The sequence below is a fragment of the Pseudoalteromonas holothuriae genome (assembly GCF_945859825.1).
Taxonomy (GTDB): Bacteria; Pseudomonadota; Gammaproteobacteria; order Enterobacterales; family Alteromonadaceae; genus Pseudoalteromonas; species Pseudoalteromonas holothuriae.
In genome coordinates, this window is record NZ_CAMAPC010000013.1 from 97,774 (window position 1) to 115,601 (window position 17,828).

Genomic DNA, 17,828 nt, shown 5'->3' on the forward strand with positions numbered 1-17,828 from the left:
TTTTTGGAGTTTTTATGAAAATTAAAGTGTATTCAGCGATTCTTTTAGTGATTGCAGTTGTATCTATAGGGGGTTATTTATCTTATGAACCATACTCAGAGAAGACACAATATCAAAAAGTATCTCTTAGTGATGAAGTAAATCATGAACAGACTCAACCTTTGAGTTTTTTTGTATCAGTTGATTCATCCATTCGTAGTGATAAGCAGGTAGTATTGTCACATTCGCAGCTTAGTTGGCACATGCAACTACAAGCACAACCCAATAGCGAACTACTTCTGGGGCAGTTGAGCAATATTAGTTACTCGCAAGACAGTAAATCCGTGTCACTGGTAAACACATTGCCGTTTAAAATAGCACATACACAAAATCGCTTTGAAGAGCTCGACTTACTTGGCCTCCCCGCTGAGCATACCTTACAGGTAACAAGACAGTTATTTGATTTGTTGAGTTATGATATCAATCACCCTTTAACCCTAACTCAGTCGCAAGCACAAGTAACTTACCGTTATCAAAAAGTAAATAACACAATTGTGCGCACAGTTGAAAAACAGACTTACCTGAATGCGAACCATAAACCCCAAAAAGAACAGCAAGATTGGCGGTTATCATTAAATAACTCAGGTGAGATAGCGCAGCTTAACTATGTGAATACACGGTATTGGTTACAACCACAGCAAAATTATATTGTTGAGCAGAGTGTGACTGTGACTAAAGCACCTAGTCGATCACTTATGCTAGCTAAGCAGGCTGATAATGTAAATGCAGGCATAGAGGCTGACCAACTTCAGTCTAAGAGAATACAAGTTACTAATAAGCAAACATTTGAAGATGCGCTCGTTGAGCTAAAGGTTTCTTTGTCAGCAGAGCTGGCACGAGCGGTTGGACAATACTTAGTGGACAATTACAATGCCTATGAAATACAAGCACTGCTTGATGCTATGCCAGATTCTAGCTCCGCCATTATATATGCGCTGCAAAAGCTGCAAACCCCTCAAGCAGAAGCGATGTTGGTTGATTTACTGCAATTTGAGCAAACTGCAGACTTAGATAAGCATAAATTGGCTATGGCATTGGGTCGCTTTGGTGCATCCAGCGCATTGTCACTAAAGGCGTTGCAATTAATTGCTGAGCAGCCTTCCCACCAAGCGGCTAATACAGCTCTTTTAAGCTTGGGTACAATGGCTTATTTTTCACCCGAACAAGCTATCAGTGTAAAAAACTATTTGCAACAAAATTTATCTGATCAAACGAGTCTATCTACTACCGTATTAGCGGTTGCAAATAGTAAAGACTCGAACCTGCTTGCGCAATTACCTCCGTTATTACACAGCGCTGATGGTGCGGTAAAACTCAATAGCATCAAAGTGTTGAGTAAGCATATGCACTACCAAGATACCGTTGTATCTGCACTTTTATCATCTCCTGAGCCTAGGCTTGTAGCGGCCTTTACTCGGACAATATTAGAAACCAAGCAGGTGTTAAGTGCGCCTAATATCGCTAGGCTTCAACAGTTGCAAAGTCAAACACACAACCCTGTGGTTCGCAAAAAAATTACTGAACTTTTAGAGGGGTAGCCAGTTTGACGCTAAACACTATGTCAAAATGACAGTGTTATAAAAAGAAGATACCAGCGAGGTGCTGGTATCTTTGTAATAGACTAGTGTGGACCTGTGTTTTTGGCAGGCGTTAGCCAGTCACTTTGCCAAATATAGTTGCCATGGAAATAATATAAATCGTCTTGATGGATAATGGCACGATCATCGCCTGACCAAATGTAGGGGATATTTTCATTATCAGGATAAGAAATCATACTGCTGCCCATATAGTTCATTTGTATCGTATTGGTATTAAGTTCAAATGCAGCAAGTGCATTGTCTTTTGCCCATATACTGGTTACAGGATCTGAGCTATCAGTGTGCCAAGTTTCAATGGGTAGCGTGAAGCGGTACAGGCCATTTTCTAATGGTAAAAAGCTAAATGCATGATAATTGCTTTCTACTGCTGAATAGGCATTGTCAAAAATATGTTCGCTAACCTGCTGTGGGTTATTGATATTACTAATATCAAACAAGCTTACTTTAGCCCCCTGTGTGATCACCGGTGTGTCATCGCTCAGATCATCGACATGTTGACCAACCCCCAATAACAAGCTGTCGCTTATTGGGTGTAAATATGAAGAATAGCCCGGTATTTCTAGTGCACCTGCAATATTTGGCATTTGAACGTTAGATAAGTCAATCACATAAAGAGGGTCTGTTTGCTTAAATGTCACTACATAAGCACGGCTGTCGGTAAAGCGAACCGCATAAATATCCTCATCAACAATGCCTTTTGAATTGACTTTACCGATAGGTGTTGGTTGTTGGTCATTTGGTAGTTGGCTGAGTACGGCTAACTCATTGCCTTGTTGTTCAAGTGTAAAGAGTGTGTGATTTAAGCCATCCGTGGTGTTACCACTGCTTGTCACAACACGTAAATATTGCTGTACTTCACTAAAACGCAGATTCTGATTACGCCAGCCAAAATGCCCAGTTACTTTGCCAGTCGCACTATAATCTAATGCGTTTCCAGTGAGGCTGAATTTATGAATGACAGAGTTTATTTCATCATCTGTATAGTCAGTACTGTATGCATAAAGAGATTGTTGTGATGCATATAAACCATCGACATATGTGTTAACACAAATAGAGCTTTGCTGTGTTGGGTCAGTCAACGATATTTTTGTTAAAGTCATAATGGCATCATAGCCATCATTTGTTGTTGCACCTTCGTTGATATAGCAATTATCAGAGCTGAATAATGGATTAGATTGTGAATTAAGGTTGTTTTTAATTGCAGGGAGTAGTTTATTGATTTGTTCGTTTTGTAAAGCTTGGTAGTCAGCTAGTTTGCTCTGCTCACTGTTATCAGTGCCAACAAAGCCGTCAAATTGAGGGTAATAGTTACTGACAATATATAGCTGATTGTTTATAACGCGGGTATCAATAAGCTGGCCATCAATGGTGTAATGGGCCTTTACTGAAGCCTGTTCAGGTATGCTTACATCCATTAAACTTAGCTCAAACTGCTGCGCTGTGGGTGCCATTATTGAGGTGTTTGCTACCTCTTGAGTTTGTACCATCGGTGAGCTAACGCTAAACCAGCCGATATCATGATTGAGCACAGCGAGAGTGTTGTTATTAAGGAACAGTTGTTGTTTTTGGTATTGCGTATTAGAACTGGTTACATCACTTACTTGTGTTAAACCACCCGCCTCATCTCGCTTTATAATGCGAATAAACTGACGATACTGCTCAGAGCTTGTTAAGCTCTGAGCAGTATTTGCACTAACATACATGTACTGGCCGTCGTACTTAATTCTATCGGCTTCATCAACACCTTGCTCTTGTACATTCGTACTAGAAAACTGGCTATTACTTACTGCTGCATCAGCACTGACTTCACCGCTATTAGTGGGTGTTGCATACTCATAATGACGCATAAACAGACCATTTTTAAGGTGTGTAGTAAACTGTTGTGTACTGGCTTTACTTAGCGCAGCTGTTGATACTTTTAAACCGCTAAGCTGCGGTAAAGTAGTTGTTTTTTTATCGGAACTGTCATTATTACTATCAGAGCAAGCGCTGAGTAATAAAGTAACACCGATAGTAATTACACGAGGGTAGAGCATTACATATCTCCTTTTATCAATGAGTCATTATTACTGTACAAAATTTGCCTAGATTAACTGTTACCATTGAAGTGTGAATTGTTATTAAGTGTTACTCTAGATAGTAAATTGCAAATACGATGGTAAATTAGCTAAGGTAAGCAAATTTACATCTGCTCTGTTGGAAAGTGAAAGTAAATAATTGCTCATCACCTCTTTGATGGTGTTGGTTTTTACGAGTGGATGTCGCAGTCATGCAGGAGGTTGGTTTGAAGCAGTTGCTATTGTGGATGAGTTTAATGTTGGCGTTACAGGTCAATGCACAACAGTGTGAGCCAAAATCACAAGAGTGTGTTGAGGTTGGGCAATGGCAATTTTCTGTTGCGGTGGGCGCTGGGGTGATGACCAACCCGCTGGTTGGTGGAGAAAACTTACCTTTGTTGGTGCTTCCGTATGTGAGTTATTACCGAGATAAGTTTTTTTTAGATAATACCACGATTGGCTATACCTTTAAGAATACTAAACATTTTGATGTGAGTATTATTGCCGAGCCAAACACAGAGCAAGCTTATTTTGAGCGTTTTCATATTCGTAATCTAATCGCGCCAGAAAGTTACCTTGAAACGAGTAGCTCCGAAGGAGACTCTGGTATTTTGCCTGATGGTACTGCCAGCGAAAACGATTTGTCGCCCGTAAAACCAAAAGTCAGTATAGATGAAGTATCCAAACGTAAATGGACCATGGATGGTGGCTTATTAGTGCATTGGTATGCAGGCACTCAAGGTAAATTTACATTCAATTGGTTAAAAGACCTAGGCGGCGTTTACCAAGGTCAACATGCAACGATTAGTTACAGCCACCAAATTAACCTGGCCAAGCATATACCTGCAAAATTACAATTCAAGTTTGGGGCGCACTGGCAAAGTAAGCAACTTGTTGATTATTATTATGGTTTACGAACTAAAGACAAATTAGACCCGCATTTTTATTATCGAGGAGAAAGTACCATTTCTCCTTTCTTATCCGTAGCATTTAATTATCGTTTGAACAAACAATGGCAATTAAAAGTAAGCGCCAAGCATAAGTTCTTCGGTTCAGGTATCAGCAATAGCCCATTACTCAAAAGTCACAGTGCGAGCAGTATGTTTGTAGGAGGGCTTTATGAATTTTAAAGCGTATTTTGCTGTTGCGCTGATTTTGGTGTTAAGTTGCACAAAGCCATTGGCCGCAGGGAAGAACTCTGGCCACACTCAATTAACTATAAAGCCAGTAACATGTATTGTCAGGCAGTTAGGTGAACTATGTCAGATGACAGTACAACTGTATTGGCAAAATGATGTGCCTACTGATGCTTGTTTGTATCAAGGGAAAATCAAATTAAAGTGTTGGCACGCACAGCAAAAGATAACCGAAAAGCTTGAAATTTCTTTACAAAAAAATATGGTTTTTCGTTTGTTCGATAGTAAAAAAGAGTTGCTGGCACAGCAGAAAATTAGTGTAAATGCGACTATGAGTCGCCAGTACCGGCGCAGACTAAAAACAGATTGGAGTATTTTTTAATGGCCCATGTGATGCTTGTGGAAGATGATATACGCTTGGCCGAGTTGACAGCCCAGTTTTTGCAAAGCCATGGCTTTAAAGTAAGCCAAGTGCACGATGGTGAAAAAGCTTGCAAGCAGATTGTGAATGCTCAGCCTGATGTGGTGATATTGGATATTATGCTTCCTAATCAAGATGGTTTTAGTGTCTGTCGTCATGTGCGGCCTGACTATCAAGGGCCTATTTTATTTTTAACTGCTAAAGATAGCGACTTTGATCAAGTGCGCGGGCTTGAAATTGGCGCTGATGATTATGTGATAAAGCCAGTTGAACCGCATGTTTTACTGGCTCGTTTAAATGCGCTATTGAGACGCAATAGCGCAGTGTCACGTAATAGTGAGCGATTGACTTTAGGTCAATTGAGTATTGATAAAGCAAATCGCAAAGTAATGTTGCAGCAACAAGAAATAGAGTTAACCAGCTATGAGTTTGATTTGCTATGGGCATTGGCTAGCCATGCTGGCGAAACTCAAAGTAGAGAACACATTTACAAACATGTGGTTGGCCGTGAATATGATGGTTTAGACCGTAGCGTAGATGTACGGGTTTCCCGGTTACGTAAAAAACTTAATGATAATTTAGAGCAGCCAGAGCGATTGATTACCGTCTGGGGAAAAGGCTACTTATGTTCAAAGTCAGCTTGGGGATAAGTGCTCAATGATCCGTTTGTTGGTCAGTTTATATTTTGTGGTCTTTGTAAGTATTATTGCTATTAATCAAGGCAGTGAATTCATTTGGCAACACTGGGTTTATCAGGCACCAGATGACCTACGCCATGCCAAGCAGGTTGCCAAGAGTTTGCAAGCCAGTGTGTCTGAACCTGCGCATCTTGCGTCATCGATACAACGTTACAGTATCGATGAAATTGCCTGGCTGGCAGAACAGCGCGAGCAGCTATTACAAGGTGATGTGATCACCACTTATACTGAGCGCAACGATGCGTTACTGTCTTTTTTACTAAAAGATAACGCTACTTTGGTTCAGCTGGGGCCATTTCAGCCCGCGGAACAAGTATTGCTGCCAAAGTACTTGTTGAAGTTATGCTCATTTTTACTTTTGGCTGTATTGCTTATGTTTTGGTTGCGCCCACTTTGGCGAGACTTAATGCAGCTTAAGTATGTGACTGAACAATTATCCAAAGGACAACTCGATATTTCTATTGCTCGTTCACGATTTTCTGCAATCGCTACCTTAACCAGTCAATTTCATACTATGGCGACAAAAGTCGCTAATTTAATGAGTAATCAAAAACATTTAGTCAACGCAGTATCTCATGAACTTCGCACGCCCCTAGCCCGCTTAAAATTTGCTTTGGCAATGCTCGAAAAACAAGCGCCTGAGCCGGTGTATCAAATGTCGCAAGATGTACTTGAGATGGAAGTGTTGATTGATGAAATGCTTAGCTATGCGCGCTTAGAAATGGCACAAAGTACGCTACAGTTTAAGCCATTTGATATAGTTGCCTTATTGAATGAGCAAATGAAAAAATTGCAGCGGATCACAAAAAAACAGATTGAATTAGACTGCCCTTTTTCACAGCTCTCTTTAGTTGCTGAACGTCACTATATTGCAAGAGCCTTACAAAACTTGATGGTTAATGCCCATAAATATGGGCAAGAAAACATTTATATAGGTGTAAAAGCAACCCAAAGTCATATTATGCTTTTGGTTGGTGATGACGGCAAAGGTATTGATGAAAAAGAACACGCTAAAGTCTTTGAACCTTTTTCTAGACTTGAAAAAAGTCGTAATAAAAGTTCTGGCGGGTTTGGCTTAGGGTTAGCAATTGTCGCTAAGATTGTTGCTTGGCATGGCGGTCAATGCGAGATTCAAACTTCTCAATGGGGCGGTGCGCTGTTTGTTATTTACTTACCTCGCTCTCATTAGGTTTGATCTATCTTTTAACTGCTTAAGCGTATGTGGGTTGCACATTAATAATATTTAGGGCTTGTACCCACATAGCGGCGGCATTTAAATCACGCTCAATTAAAGTGAATACAGGCAAGCCCATTGGTAAAATTTGTTGCTGGAGTAACCACACAGACATCAAAATCACCTTTTATCTAGGGCCCATTGATCTTTGAGCTTTGTTCAAATTAAAGGCTTTCAATGCTAGAAATGGGCTATGTTGCATTAATAGCCCATGACAGTGCAGTGTAAGCCTTTGATTGAGCCCTTTGAGCAGTGTCATTGGGGCATTTTTTACACTATAATCTGACTTACGTAGAATATCTATGCAACACAGGCTCTATCTTGGAAAAATCCCCCAATGATTGCTGAAAAAACATATAGCAAAGATAAATACGCCCTAGTTAAAGCTTATTGACACTTATTAAATACGTATTGGGTCGGACAGCTCATCGTTTTGTGATCCCCAAAATTGCCGTTTAGTGTTACTTGGCGACCATTTTTACCCGATAACACAAAATCAACTTTATTATCATTACCACTTTGTGACCAGAAGTAGACGGGCTCGCCCCCCCAACCCCAAGCTGCATTATGAACTTTGCGAATAAAGTTAACATTTTTAGGATCTGTGTAATGCTGAGCACCATTGTAGCTCCATACATAAACATCTGTTTTATACTTTAAGTTGCTTGTATATAAATGTACTTTACCACCTGCTAGGCTGTCGGCTTGAGTCTGCATAGGGAATGCTATCTCACTATAGCCATAACGGTTAATCGTTCTTACAGCCCCTGCTGAATATGCATGGTCAGTAGCACAGTTACTGCCATTGTAACAGCCTACATAAGTTACTCCACCTTGCTCATCAACTACTTTTGCACGGATCAACGATTTAGAGTCACTCGCTGATTTTGGAGCAAATCCATGTTTACCATCACTTTCAACAAATAGCACTTTCAAGGCAGCCAATTTTCCATCAGGACCCATCGAAAAATCGATATCTTTTATATAAGCACGTTTTTGAATCAAGTTCTGCTTTGGTGTATACCCATTGACAATCTCTACCGCTGAGTCTGATTTATAAAGCAATGCTTTGTTCAGTGTGTTGAAGTCAGAAATATATTGCCCGTAAGCTGTATCGATTAGTTTTTGATTAGAACTGGTTGACCAAGTTCTACCGCCATCTTTAGAGTAAATAAAATAAATGTTGGTGCGATTATCATTTGGAAAATGGCGATTTAATAAAGCGGCGCTTGACCCCGCAGCTATTTTGCAGCTTGAAGAATATCCCGATTTTAACGTGCATTTATCTGGAACATGGACGTTAAATGCCATTGCAATTACACCGTTTCGCTCTGCACTTACTGCATAATGCCCAAAACTAGTCGCATCATTTAGAGCAACTAGCTTTTTACTTTTTGCAACTGATACTGAACTGCCACTAGGTGTGATCTCCGTCATGTAAATTTGACGACGAGCGGTTTGTTTATATTTACTACTCATTTCACTTGGTGCTTTGATATAACGTGTATTAAGTAAAACAAATTTGTTGCCTGTCCACCAAGCTTGTGGATATGAGAAGCCTAGAAAATTACATGCCTCGGTGTCACTACAATTACTGTTTGAGTCTAGGTCACTACTTAGTTCATTTTCTGCATTGACCAATTTAAACCCTCGTAGATCACCTGCACCATTTAAGTGTGAAGATTTAGAGCGATAAATTAAACCACCACGAGATGAGTTTCTACCAGAAATAAACACATATAAATGACCATTTTTATCCATGTTAATCACGGCTGTATCATGAAAATCACTGGTATTTTTAACATGTATTACTGCTGGTTCTTTCACTTCCCCCGTTTTATGGTTGTAGGCAGAAACAGCAATCACCAACCTTTCATAACCTTTATTCGGGGGAGTACCTTGCACCGCACAACTTGAATGAGCACCGTTTAGCACAACGTATGTCCAGTCTCCCTGCTGAACAGCCATAGGTGCAGCTTTAGCTGAACCTGTTGCAGTTTCACCTGAATATTTGGGAACATTTTGATTTCCAACTCTAAAAAGTTGGTTATCTAAACTGTACCAATTACCTCGAAGCGCACGATTATTGAACTCAGGTTTGTAATTTAAGTGATCGAATTGAGATGTTTTATCTTTAAAGTGCCTTAAGTAATTGTAGTTAGAATCATCTGTATAATTAACACCTGCATTTATATAACTACACGAACCATATAGGTTGAAGTTATCCTGATCTGCATATCCTTTAGATTTGTCAACTTCTGCATGGACTGACAGGGCTCCCCCTAAGAGCAATACAGCCAAAGATAGTCTCGTTTTCATTTTTTATTTTCCTTATAGCTTAACATGACTTAAAAAAGTATGAGCATGCTTAAATCAAGTTGCAATAGTATGCTACAGCTAAAACGTCTCACACTATTGTTTAAGTGATGTTCCTAATAAGAAACCAAAATAATCAATCCACGAGAAATATATTTTGTATTAGGAATTTGGCATATCAATATATGCACAACGGTGTTTTTCAAGGTAGTTGTCGCCTGAGTTGTTAAGCTGCTTCTTTTTTCTTCTCAAAGAATTAAACAACAGGAATTATACCAATCCGCATAAAGATTAAATCAACTTTATCCATTCTCGACTACACATCTTCGTCACTCGAATCAAGTTCTTTGATTTCCTGAATGCTTAGAATGCAAGCATCATTAGAGCTTCCTATGTATTTTATTTCTAAGTGAGTTCCCTTTACTAAATTTAATTGTCCTGTAAAGCAACGTCCTTTTCTTTTTCCATACCTAATACTTGAACCTTTCAATAGTATTTTCTCATATCTTTCATCTTCCCGTGAGGCAATGAAAGCACCTGAGGCAATATCATAATCATTGAGCAAATATTTTATATTCGCATAAACATGTGAAGATAAAAGCCACAAAGATGGCAATCCAAGTAAGAAAAACAAAGCTCCCAAAGCCTTAAACTTAAACTTTTTGCTCACTGCTTCACTAGTCCAAATTAATCTACCACTAACAAACAAGATAGATAGAAAAAGAACCGGAACAGGCCAAAAAAAATCAATAATATCAATTTCGTATATCATAAAATACTTATAATTTAAATGTGCATTAGCCCAACCTAATCTGGCACTACCACCTTAAAATAAGTAAGAGTCAGAATAGGTCAGAGTAAATACATAATTAGGCCTATAAAAAGGCCTTAGCTGTTATTAGTCGTGAAAAACATCAAATAGGTTATACGTTACACGGCCTATCAAACTTGGCTGTGTCGTATGAATATCAACAGCTGCTTCATATGTTCTTCCTACAACAAATTTTTCTAACCCTAAATTTTTATACAAGTCTGATGATTCAAACTTGTATAGGCCTTTCCAACCTGCTGAAGCACCGACATACCCGCCCTTAAAGTGGTATTGATTTTCAGGAGCACTAACCGCCTTATTACCAAAGTCCCAGTATGTTCCTTTTTGCGTATATCCATCTTCACGCCCAGCAAAAATGTCTATAGGTCTCAACTTTAAAAGCTTTCGTATATTGGAATCTTCATTAAATGCATCTTCTATAGTCAGATCAGCTGTTGTTGAAACTGCTTCACCTGCACCAAGGGAGCTACTATTTGCTCCATACCCTTTAACTTGGCCAAGGGAGGCGCCAAAATTGGCTGACACGTCGCTTGTAAGCGTACCACTAACACCTGCTGCAAAAGTAAATCGTCCATAGCTATCAACAGTTGCACTAATCCCACCTGCACCTTCAACCATAGGTAGATTCGCAAAAAGGTTTAGCTCCGTTTCAATTGCATTAGGTGCACTTGTTGGGCCAAAGACTATATCACTGGCTGTTTTTCCAACAGCTACAGCTTTATCAAATGCGTATTTCTGAACCGGATTCAGTTCTTTATAGAACTGATTAAATTTACTTCGTTGCTGCTGACCCCAAGCTATATTTCCCTCAACATCAACGCCTTTGAGTAAATCAGCTCCTATTGGTGCTCTATTCCTAACACCCGCAGCATACATCGCGTCACCACGTGCTACACCCTTAGCAAAAGCAGCATCCGCACTTGCTCGAATACCAGTCATCTGATTTAAATGCCTGTTTTCTAATGCGCTTGCTTGTGGTGAGAATGAAGCACTCAACCCATTCGCGTTATCAACCACGCCTTGATGCCTAGAAATCCGTCTTGCCTCATCTGCCGCAAACTCTGCATCTGCATTGGCTTGTTGAGAGGTCTGCAACATACCTAACGTGCTTTGTGTTGCTGCATTGACACTCGTTCGCGCGTCAGCCAACGTTTGATTTAGGTTTTTAGCCGCTTGCTGGTTCACTTTGGCTTGTGCATTGGCACTGAGCTTTTGGCCTGTCTCACTGATATATTTCTGACGTGCAGCTGATTCAACATGATGATTAACAATCGAGTTACCAATCGCATTGCCAAACGCATCCGTTGCAACATTACCAAAGTTCCAACTTGCCTGATTACCAAAGAGCTTGTCTGCGCCGTAACGCACACCTGAGTTTACTATACCGGTTATTGGGTTCATAGGGCTTTGGCCTATTACCCCTGAATCTCCCGTTATGGCTGAACTCAGTGCTGATGCGGCTACATTGCCCCATCTAAAGCTTGCTCGGTTGCCCACTAATTTATTGGCTGCAACGGAACTAATTGCTGTTGTTGTGCCTTGTACTGCCGCTCTTCCTGCTAAATGCCACCCGCTTGCGCCATCTTTAACTGCTCCCAAAGCACTGCCCATGCCTGCCGTAGCGCCCGCGGTTAAGCCTGACGCAAATGCATTTTTCAGTGAGAAGCTATCCACTGCGCCCATGGCTTTTCCAGTAAGTTGACTTGCAACACTGCCTGCAAAACCGCCAATGGCAGCCGCGGCAACTCCGGCGGCGCCTAAACTGCCACCGAGGGCTGCAGTTCCTGCTGCCATTATGCCCATAGAACTGGATGCAGCACCCATAGCAACAGCCGCAGCTCCTGCCGTTGCTATAGTCGCCACCACTGCAACCGCTATCATTACAATAGACGCCACCGCATTACACCCTGCCTGAGGCGGTGGTGGCACGTATGGCATCGAGGGTGTGGTATCGCCTATTACTTCACCTAAATTCATTGGTTTGAAGTTGTCATGACTGTTAAATAAGTTGGCTCTAGCTGGAATATCCAACATGGTGCCTTCTGTCAGCTCTGAACCTAACCCCACGCCATTAGCATCTGCTAGCACATACCATAAATCTTCACTGCCATAGTACTGCATCGCGATGCTTTTGAGTGTATCGCCTGCTCGTACCTGATGGTGCGCCTGCACACTGGCATCATTCGAATCCGGTGCTCTAAAGTGGTTTTCTTTGATGGTATTGGTGCCTGATTTATTAATTTCTCCTAAGTAGTTGCTGCCACTGTATAAGTAATAACTCCCCGCCAACTTACCATCACCTACTTGGTCTTCACTAAAGCCAACATTTTTAGCTACGGTAGTGGTATAGTCAATAGGCTCACCATTCCTTGGATTTATGATGTATGTGCCTGTAACCAAATCACTACTGGTCATGATATGATTTTGCTTCCCCGTCACTTTTGATAGCAATTTGCCTTCTGCGTCATAACGCATATAACGTGCATGAACTGGCTTTTTATCACTTGGTTTGTAACGGTCGTCGGTTATATGCTCTTCAACCCGTGTACGATTACCATTCACGTCATAGCTTGAGATGGTTTCTGCATCTTGCAAACGCTGGCTTTCTTTATGCGACGAACTGCCTTTACCTTGGGTTTTGCTTTCTAGGTAGTGGTCTCTTCCCGTATAGGTTTTGCTGAAGTTGTGAATTAACTGGTTGACACCACTTGGCAAATCGCGCTTTTGATAATACGCATACGATTCTAACCGACCTGCTACTTTGCTATAATCGTAATCTTGCGAAATCGACATCGTAGATAAGCTTGAGCTATCCCAAGGGGCTGAAATGTTAGCCGTAAGCTGCCCATTTCTATAAGCTTTATTCGCTTTTTGGTTCAAAATGCGTGATATGTTATCTGAGTCGATTTGTTTTTCTTCGAGCCGCGTTACTTCACCCGCTAAGTTGTATTTTGTAGAAGTCGTTTTACTAATGGCATCATCATAATACAGGGTAAAAGAGCTTGTCATATCGCCATCTGTTACCGATGCTATATACTTACTACTTATATATGAGTCAGTTTGAGTAACTCGACCCATTTGGTCATATTCAAAATGACTGAGCTTGCTCCAGTATGACTTAGCTTCTGAATTAATTAGTTCTTCTCTTTGCGAGTATAAGCTCTGCGTAGAATTGCGCTTATTCACATCTGCTACTTGCCCCCAGCTGTTATAAAGGTACAAGTTGGCCCGCTTTCCTTGCTTGCTCATCACTAGTTTCTGCTGGCCTGCGTCGTTGTAGCCTATATATTGCCCTTGGTTAGCAATGCTAATCACGTTCTCTTCTAAACTACCGCCGTCAATTACCACGCGGTTGTTATTGTCGTAAGTAAACCAGTAGGTGTCTTTATGCGACTCAGTTTCATTTGTTTTCGCAGTGGGTGTTGCTGTTGGCTGAACACTGGCACTTGCCATAGGCGCACTTTGTGCTTGAAGCATAATCGCTTTTGGTAAGCGACTCGCGTTTGCATGCCTAAACGACACGCCTGCTGATAAAGCGCTAAAACTCATGATTTCTGGCCCACCAGGTTTAGGAATACCCCAAATTGGCGTTGGTGTAGGCCTGGGCACAGGTACTGGTACTGGAACAGGTCTAGGAACCGGTACTGGAACAGGTCTGGGAACCGGTACTGGAACAGGTCTGGGAACCGGTACTGGAACCGGTACTGGAACCGGTCTGGGAACTGGTACTGGAACAGGTCTGGGAACTGGTACTGGAACAGGTCTAGGAACTGGTACTGGAACAGGTCTAGGAACTGGTACTGGAACTGGTACTGGAACAGGTCTGGGAACCGGTACTGGAACAGGTCTAGGAACTGGTACTGGAACAGGTCTAGGAACTGGTACAGGTACAATGCCGTGGCGGATGGTTAATGAGGCCTCACTAACGTGAGATTTTTTACCGTCACTGACTGTTATTTGTACTTTATAGTTACCTTCTGTACTGTAAGTCGGTGTACCTGCTAACACACCATTTGAGCTAAAGCTCATGCCTGCCGGAACACCCAAGTAGTTGTCACTTGTGTCACCAGCTCGCAGCATTGCAAATCTGTAGGTTAAACGATCACCATCTGGATCAGAGAAGTAGCTTGCATAGTTGATACTCGCGTAGCGACCTTCTGTCAAAATGTGACTACCAAGCGTACCTGTTGGCGCTCTATTTGAGTCAACAACACGCAATTGGAATGACATTTGCGCTGATTGACCACTCGGATCTGTGGCGCTTACCACAATAGAATGGTTACCCACTGGTTTTGCATTGCTAGATGCACTTAGCGTTTTGGTGTTGCTATTCCAGTTCATCCAACTTGGCTTTGAAGCAATACTTAGTGTCAGGTTGTCTTTATCTGCATCGGTAAAGTAATTAGACACGCGACTTAAATCTAACGACCAAGGATTGGTGTTCTTAACATCCGATAGAACAACATGACCCCTAACTGGTTTGGGCGCAACATTCACTGTATTAACATTAACTGAAAAGCTATATGTTTTTATGAGTGAGGGATGAAGCTGCGTTGTAGTACCCGTTGAGGCTGTAGATGCACCATAAAGCTGATCACTCTGTTCATATCTTACCGTAACCTTAAAGCTATAATTACCTGCTGCCGTTTGATCAGGACGAAGCTCTAACGTGCGAGAGTTGCTCCCTATGCTCACAAAGCTCGGTTGCCCCTCAAGCGTGATCTCTACTGGATACGCATTCGGGTATAATTGGCTCACCGAGAACGATTGCGTAGTCCCTTCGTTCATTTCTAAGTCAGTCAGACCAGGCTCAACATCATGTTCAATTGTTAAACGCGCGCTGCTGACATGCGACTTTTTACCATCGCTTGCAGTGATTAAAACCTCGTACTCTCCTTGCGTGTTATAGTCAGGCGTGCCAGAAAGAGTACCTGTTGTACTATTAAAGGTCATCCCAGCGGGCACGCCTAAATAGTTATCGGAGGCATCACCGATACGCAGCATATTGAAACCGTATATTAGGTTGTCATTATCTGGGTCGCTAATATATTGACCATAGTTAATACTATCAAATATACCCTCCTTCAGTTCCCTAGTTGGTATACTACCAATGGGGGCTCTATTGGTATCAATCACGGTAAATATTAGTGTGCAAAGTGCTGATAACCCAGCGGGGTCGGTTGCTCTAACAACCATGGAATGCGTCCCAATTGGTTTTTCTGCACTGGTCATACTTAAGGTGCTTGAATTAGCGTTCCATTGAACCCAACTTGGCTTAGATACCACACTAAATGATAACGGGTCTCTATCATTATCTTTAAACAATGCGCTAAGCTGTGAGTGAGTGAATGACCAAACCTGATCATCTCTGATGTCTGCAATATGTGCGCTTGCATTTTTCGCCTTTGGCGCTACATTTACCGCAATGACATTGACTGATAGTTCAAACGTTTTCGTGACTGTTCGCCGAATACGAGAATTCGTTCGCTCAGTTGTTGTGCTCGATGTGTTGTGTAGATTATCACCTATGTCATAAGTCACCTGCACTTGAAACTTATACACGCCTGCAGCCGTTTGACTAGGCTCAAATACTAAATCACGTAAGCCATCAGCAACCTTAACAAAGCTAGGCTGGCCAATTAGCTTAACTTCACTGGGCACACTGACGTCGCTGAAGCGACTTAGAGGTACGGTGGTCTTAACTCCTTCGTTAACGCTTAAACCAATATCACCTGCTATGTGAATAGAAATATCGCTGGTTAAAGGATCGATGCGACTGTCTTCATGAACAATCAGCACCAACTCAGGGTAAGCATCTGATGCATTTGGACTAACAGTGCCTGACAATCTGCCATTGTCTGCGTCCATAACGATACCAAGTTCATTGGCTACACTTCTAATGGTGCCCGCAGCAATTTTACTTTGCAGTTGTTGGTATGTGTCGTATCTATCTGCGTTGTTTTGATAGATGTCTAGCTTATTCACATCCGACTTAAACACTAAGCTGAATTTAAGCGCGTTATTTTCAAGGTTTACAATGTTATTTTTTATGACATCAACATTGAACGCATCGCCCTTTACCAACTGCTGTCCACGCTCTAGCTTCCATTGATCCATGATAGGCATTTTGAGCTTTACCTTTGTATCAACAGGTTCAACTTCTAAAGTAAAGTCAAAAGATTGCTCTTCATTGTATTGATCTTTATATATCCCTTTAACTGTGTATTCACCTGAACTAAAGTAGCCAAATCCAGTTTTTGAAATATCGATAACGTTCGTGCCATCATCAATTCTACTCGTGCCTATTTTACTTCCTATAAATGTGATGCCATGGTTAGTATTCGTGCCATTAATCGACATCACATCAATGCTAATTTTATCCCCTTCTGAATCAGTGAAAAAGTCTTTAATATCGAGTGTTTCTTCACCTTCTTTGACATTTATCTTCAGAGGTAAGTTGTTGATTGGCGATTTATTATCTTTCACCTCAATAGAAAACTTAGCTTCAACATCTCCACCGCTTGCAGCCTTAGACGTTGCTTTAAGTGACAATTGATATTGTCCTGCTGTAATTTTCTTTGGCGTGCCATATTCGTCTTTCAAAATATGAATACGTGAGCCGTCACTACTTAAAACAAACGGTGGTTGAGCTAACTTATTGCCCCCAAGCGAGGAGGTTAATTCAAATTTAAGTCCTTCTTTGGCCACATCCATAAATAGATCTTTTGGTATATTTAGCGACCAATCTGTGCCTTCAGTAAAAGGATCCGCAGAGATTGAGCCATTTAACTTAACGTTATCGATAAGCTTAAATGGCACCACTTTGACAAGCTTCTTACCCGACTTATCAACCATGGTAACGCGAACAGACAAGTCTTGCTGTGAGCTCGGTATACGTTTTAGTTGCGTAAGGTTGATTGAGACGGCGCGCTTATCTACTTGAATGAAATCATTTTCCCGGTCAATTTCCTTCAACCAGTCTGGACGTTGTATAACCTGTTCATTATGAATAAATGCCAGTGTGACTTTTTCAGCCTCAATACCATAGTCATTTGTTAAGTTAAGCTGGCCTTTACCAAGTATCGAAGAGTTACGTACAAAGCCAAGATTCGGCTCTATCTTCAACTCATTGGTTCTTGGTGCAATTTCACCTGCAACGCCATTTTCTACCGACATACTTCTGCGATTACCCACCGCATCGTATTGATAGCTAACACGCGAAATAATATTGCCCGCAACCCAATTCGGCGTTTGCCCCGCTGGTTTATTATTTTTAAATGCCTCAGTTTCGATTAAGGTAATACGGCCATTACTATCGTAATTTGTCACAGTTTGGTGTCGCATCACCCGCTGTAAGTCGTCAATAGCTTGCGTTAGCTCAAGTATCCTGCGCCCTGCCTTGTCGTATTCAAAATACGAGTAAGCCCCAGTGGTTTCATCTTTGATGGTTTTTAACCAGCCGTTATCGTAATATGTGTAACGTACCTTTTGACCGTG

Annotated in this window: 10 protein-coding genes; 5 read left to right on the top strand and 5 right to left on the bottom strand. The window is 41.4% G+C overall.

Annotated features, from left to right (window positions below):
* Positions 1–14: 14 nt before the first annotated feature.
* Positions 15–1,577, top strand: coding sequence for a HEAT repeat domain-containing protein (locus tag OCI93_RS15200; protein WP_261595341.1), 1,563 nt, complete (start codon positions 15–17; stop codon positions 1,575–1,577).
* Between the two features lie 83 nt (positions 1,578–1,660).
* Here OCI93_RS15200 and OCI93_RS15205 read toward each other — a convergent pair whose 3' ends face one another.
* Positions 1,661–3,673, bottom strand: coding sequence for a beta-propeller domain-containing protein (locus OCI93_RS15205; RefSeq protein ID WP_261626767.1), 2,013 nt, complete (start codon positions 3,671–3,673; stop codon positions 1,661–1,663).
* Between the two features lie 248 nt (positions 3,674–3,921).
* Between OCI93_RS15205 and OCI93_RS15210 the strand changes: the two genes are divergently transcribed.
* The 4 genes from OCI93_RS15210 to OCI93_RS15225 are packed head-to-tail and all read left to right on the top strand — an operon-like array spanning position 3,922 to position 7,138.
* Positions 3,922–4,824 carry a MipA/OmpV family protein gene (locus tag OCI93_RS15210; protein WP_261626768.1) on the top strand — a complete coding sequence of 301 codons (903 nt, stop codon included), beginning with the start codon at positions 3,922–3,924 and terminating at the stop codon, positions 4,822–4,824.
* The gene (locus OCI93_RS15215; RefSeq protein ID WP_261595344.1) at positions 4,814–5,212 is read left to right on the top strand and encodes a DUF3019 domain-containing protein; all 399 of its coding nucleotides are present in this window, start codon (positions 4,814–4,816) and stop codon (positions 5,210–5,212) included. Before OCI93_RS15210 ends, OCI93_RS15215 begins: the two co-directional genes overlap by 11 nt.
* Positions 5,212–5,901, top strand: a complete 690-nt coding sequence (locus tag OCI93_RS15220) for a response regulator (protein ID WP_261626769.1) — start codon at positions 5,212–5,214, stop codon at positions 5,899–5,901. The genes OCI93_RS15215 and OCI93_RS15220 overlap by 1 nt, the downstream gene beginning before the upstream one ends.
* Before the next feature lie 7 nt (positions 5,902–5,908).
* Positions 5,909–7,138, top strand: a complete 1,230-nt coding sequence (locus OCI93_RS15225) for an ATP-binding protein (RefSeq protein WP_261626770.1) — start codon at positions 5,909–5,911, stop codon at positions 7,136–7,138.
* A gap of 22 nt (positions 7,139–7,160) precedes the next feature.
* Here the strand turns inward: OCI93_RS15225 and OCI93_RS15230 are convergent, their stop codons facing one another.
* The 4 genes from OCI93_RS15230 to OCI93_RS15245 form a co-directional block, all read right to left on the bottom strand.
* Complete coding sequence (locus OCI93_RS15230; protein WP_261626771.1) at positions 7,161–7,298, bottom strand: hypothetical protein; 138 nt, start codon at positions 7,296–7,298, stop codon at positions 7,161–7,163.
* A 272-nt stretch (positions 7,299–7,570) separates the two neighbouring features.
* Complete coding sequence (locus OCI93_RS15235; RefSeq protein ID WP_261626772.1) at positions 7,571–9,502, bottom strand: BNR-4 repeat-containing protein; 1,932 nt, start codon at positions 9,500–9,502, stop codon at positions 7,571–7,573.
* 313 nt (positions 9,503–9,815) lie between these two features.
* A complete protein-coding gene (locus tag OCI93_RS15240) occupies positions 9,816–10,271 on the bottom strand; it encodes a hypothetical protein (RefSeq protein WP_261626773.1) in 456 nt (151 codons plus the stop codon).
* 126 nt (positions 10,272–10,397) lie between these two features.
* Positions 10,398–17,675, bottom strand: coding sequence for a putative Ig domain-containing protein (locus OCI93_RS15245; RefSeq protein WP_261626774.1), 7,278 nt, complete (start codon positions 17,673–17,675; stop codon positions 10,398–10,400).
* Positions 17,676–17,828: the final 153 nt, after the last annotated feature.